Annotated in this window: 2 protein-coding genes and 1 pseudogene; all 3 read right to left on the reverse strand. The window is 30.8% G+C overall.

Features of this window, described 5'->3' with window-relative positions:
* Positions 1-159: pseudogene (locus tag F6K22_RS38435) on the reverse strand (ribonuclease III); the annotation flags it as partial.
* 29 nt (positions 160-188) lie between these two features.
* Positions 189-1,502, reverse strand: a complete 1,314-nt coding sequence (locus F6K22_RS38440) for a putative dsRNA-binding protein (protein ID WP_293110151.1) — start codon at positions 1,500-1,502, stop codon at positions 189-191.
* A 163-nt stretch (positions 1,503-1,665) separates the two neighbouring features.
* The gene (locus F6K22_RS38445) at positions 1,666-2,142 is read right to left on the reverse strand and encodes a Swt1 family HEPN domain-containing protein (protein WP_293110153.1); all 477 of its coding nucleotides are present in this window, start codon (positions 2,140-2,142) and stop codon (positions 1,666-1,668) included.
* Between the last annotated feature and the right edge of the window lie 397 nt (positions 2,143-2,539).

Consider the following 2,539-nt stretch of genomic DNA (forward strand, 5'->3'; position numbering starts at 1 on the left):
TTCTTCTACTAAGAAACCTAGTACGGCATCCCCAATAAATTCTAAACTTTCGTTGTCTTCTTCATCCCCATCCCCAGAATTTTCGTTTAAATAGGAACGGTGGGTTAGAGCTTGTGTCAAAAGTTCTTGATTTTTAAATTCGGGTATTTTATCTATCATTTGCCAATTTTAAATTTATTGATATTTATCTATATTAATCCTTCTTGTTTTAATTTAGCTAGTGCATTTTCAGCAGCACGTTTTTCTGCATCTTTTTTACTTCTACCTTCACCTTGACCATACTTTATATCAGCCACAAATACCTCAGACAAAAAAATAGGTTGATGGTCTGAACCACCACATTTGTCAGTTTTATATCTAGGCACATCTGTAGATTTTCCTTTTTTCTGTACCCACTCTTGAAAATAATTTTTGGGATTAGAATTTTCTATTTTAGAATTATAGTTTTCTCTTTTAATTTCCTGATTTTCCGCCTGTAAATCAAGAGGATTTTCCAGAGCATTAGTAAACATTTGCTCTAGAAAATTGCGAACTGCTTCAACTCCCGAATCAATATAATAAGCTCCAATCACCGATGTAAAAATTTGACTAAGTAATAAATTATTTTCATATCCTTGTTTTGCCTCCTCTACCTTGCCAAGTAATATATATTCTCCGAGGTTTAAATCTCTGGCAAATTTGGCTAACTGTCGATCTTTTCCCAAAATCAAATGTAAGTTTTCTATTTCATCTTTACTTTTGTTTTGATAATGATGGTAAAGATACTCTGCACTTAAAAAAGATAGCAATTTATAACCGATAAATTCTAGACGGTCAGAATATTCATTCACTTCTTTTGCTTTGTTCAAATTTTCCTGGAGATATGTAGAGTGAATCAAAGCATCTTGTAAAAGAGAAGCATCTTGAAACGGTATTTTTTCTAGTATTATTTCTAATCTATCCCTAATACTTTTCTCTTTTTCTGGGGAAATATTCTGGCGAACTTCATGGCGAAATTGTTCTTGATAGAGAAGTCTGGAAACTGCTTGTTTTTCCTTTGCTAATTCTTGTGCTTCTGGCGCATCAATAGCTTTAATAAATTTAGCAATTAAGTAAAGTGCTTCAAGTAATTTTTGATTAGCATTCTTTGAGTTAGCAAAAATGAATACTTTTTTACCTTGCTCTTTCCATTTACAAACAATATTTTTATAGTCTTCATCTCCAGTAATTAAAATTAGGATTTCAGCAGATACAGTCGAAGAAATTTCTCTTTCACAGTCAGCTATTAATTTTTTATCCACACTCTGTTTTTCTGTTTTAGGAATGTCAATACAGTCAAAACCTAATTCGTATAAACGTTGTTCATAACTTTGACTTTCCTTTCGCCAATAGCTATATACTCTTTGGTTTAATAAACTACCATGTAAGTAGGCAAAATTTTGACAATATCGGGCAAAATAAGGATTGCAATTAATACGAACGTTTTGATAATCCCAATATAATGAGACTAATGATTGAATCATTTTTTTACACCTAAATAAACTTTAGGTGTAAGCTGAAATCTTATTATTTCGTACCGAAATAGTTAAATTACGGTAGATAAGGTTACAGCTTACACTTCAAACTAAGTTAGCACTATAGTTAAGTGAATGTCAACAAATAGTAAATTTTTGTTCTTTGAGATGATTAGGACAAGAATTGTAATAATTCCTGTTTTTCATTTTCTACATTTTCTACTTCTGCTGCACCTATAGCTTTAAGTAGTTGAATAATACTGTCAAGCGCCGTATCAGCTTTATTCTTGCTAAATGGCAAAAAATGAGCAATATTATTACGAATATTTAGAAGTTTTTTTACTTTTGATTTACTGAATCTAAGTTTTTCTTCTGTTGCTTGATTTAGATGATTTTCAAAGACGTTATCCCACAGTTTATAAATTAGCTTGAGTTGGAGGAATACATCTTGACGCAAAGTTTCATCTAAGTTGCTTTTTTTCAATCCTTGCTGATTTTTTAAGATATATTTTACCTTATCCAACCAATTATCTGAGTAGTATTCTCGCATTTTTGTTTCAATATATGGATATAAACCTTCAGCTAAAAGCTTTAAAGCTTTATAGATTTTACAATTATAATCTATAGATTCTGGTTTTTTTGTAATCATATTACTGATATCTCTTTTGAGTTGTTTGTTAACAACAGCATTAGAACATCAGATATCTATCGCTAATAGTGTATGACTCAAAAAACTCCAGTCTCTTGATAGAAACTCCCAAAAAAATAGGAATCAATAGTGACAACTAATGTCACTCCTGACTCACTAATAATATTGGGATAATTTTCTACAGGGAATGTCATAAAATGAGAATCACTCAAACTAGGTAAACACTATATGTAAGTAAGTCGCACTAGGTTGAGCTGATGTCTCATCAATGGTAGATGTTTATCCTTGTTTGTTTATCCTTGTTTGTTGTTACTATCTAGTAGAGAAAGAATTTTGAAAGTTATAGTTAAGTAGAACCTAAATTCGTAAGTATTTGCTCATATCAGAGTTTCAACTA

It is taken from the genome of Okeania sp. SIO2F4, assembly GCF_010672385.1.
Lineage (GTDB): Bacteria > Cyanobacteriota > Cyanobacteriia > Cyanobacteriales > Microcoleaceae > Trichodesmium.

What these genes read in the sequence shown, in the direction of transcription:
- F6K22_RS38440 (WP_293110151.1), bottom strand. Translation starts at nt 1,502, where the DNA reads ATGATTCAATCATTAGTCTCATTATATTGGGATTATCAAAACGTTCGT.
- F6K22_RS38445 (WP_293110153.1), bottom strand. Translation starts at nt 2,142, where the DNA reads ATGATTACAAAAAAACCAGAATCTATAGATTATAATTGTAAAATCTAT.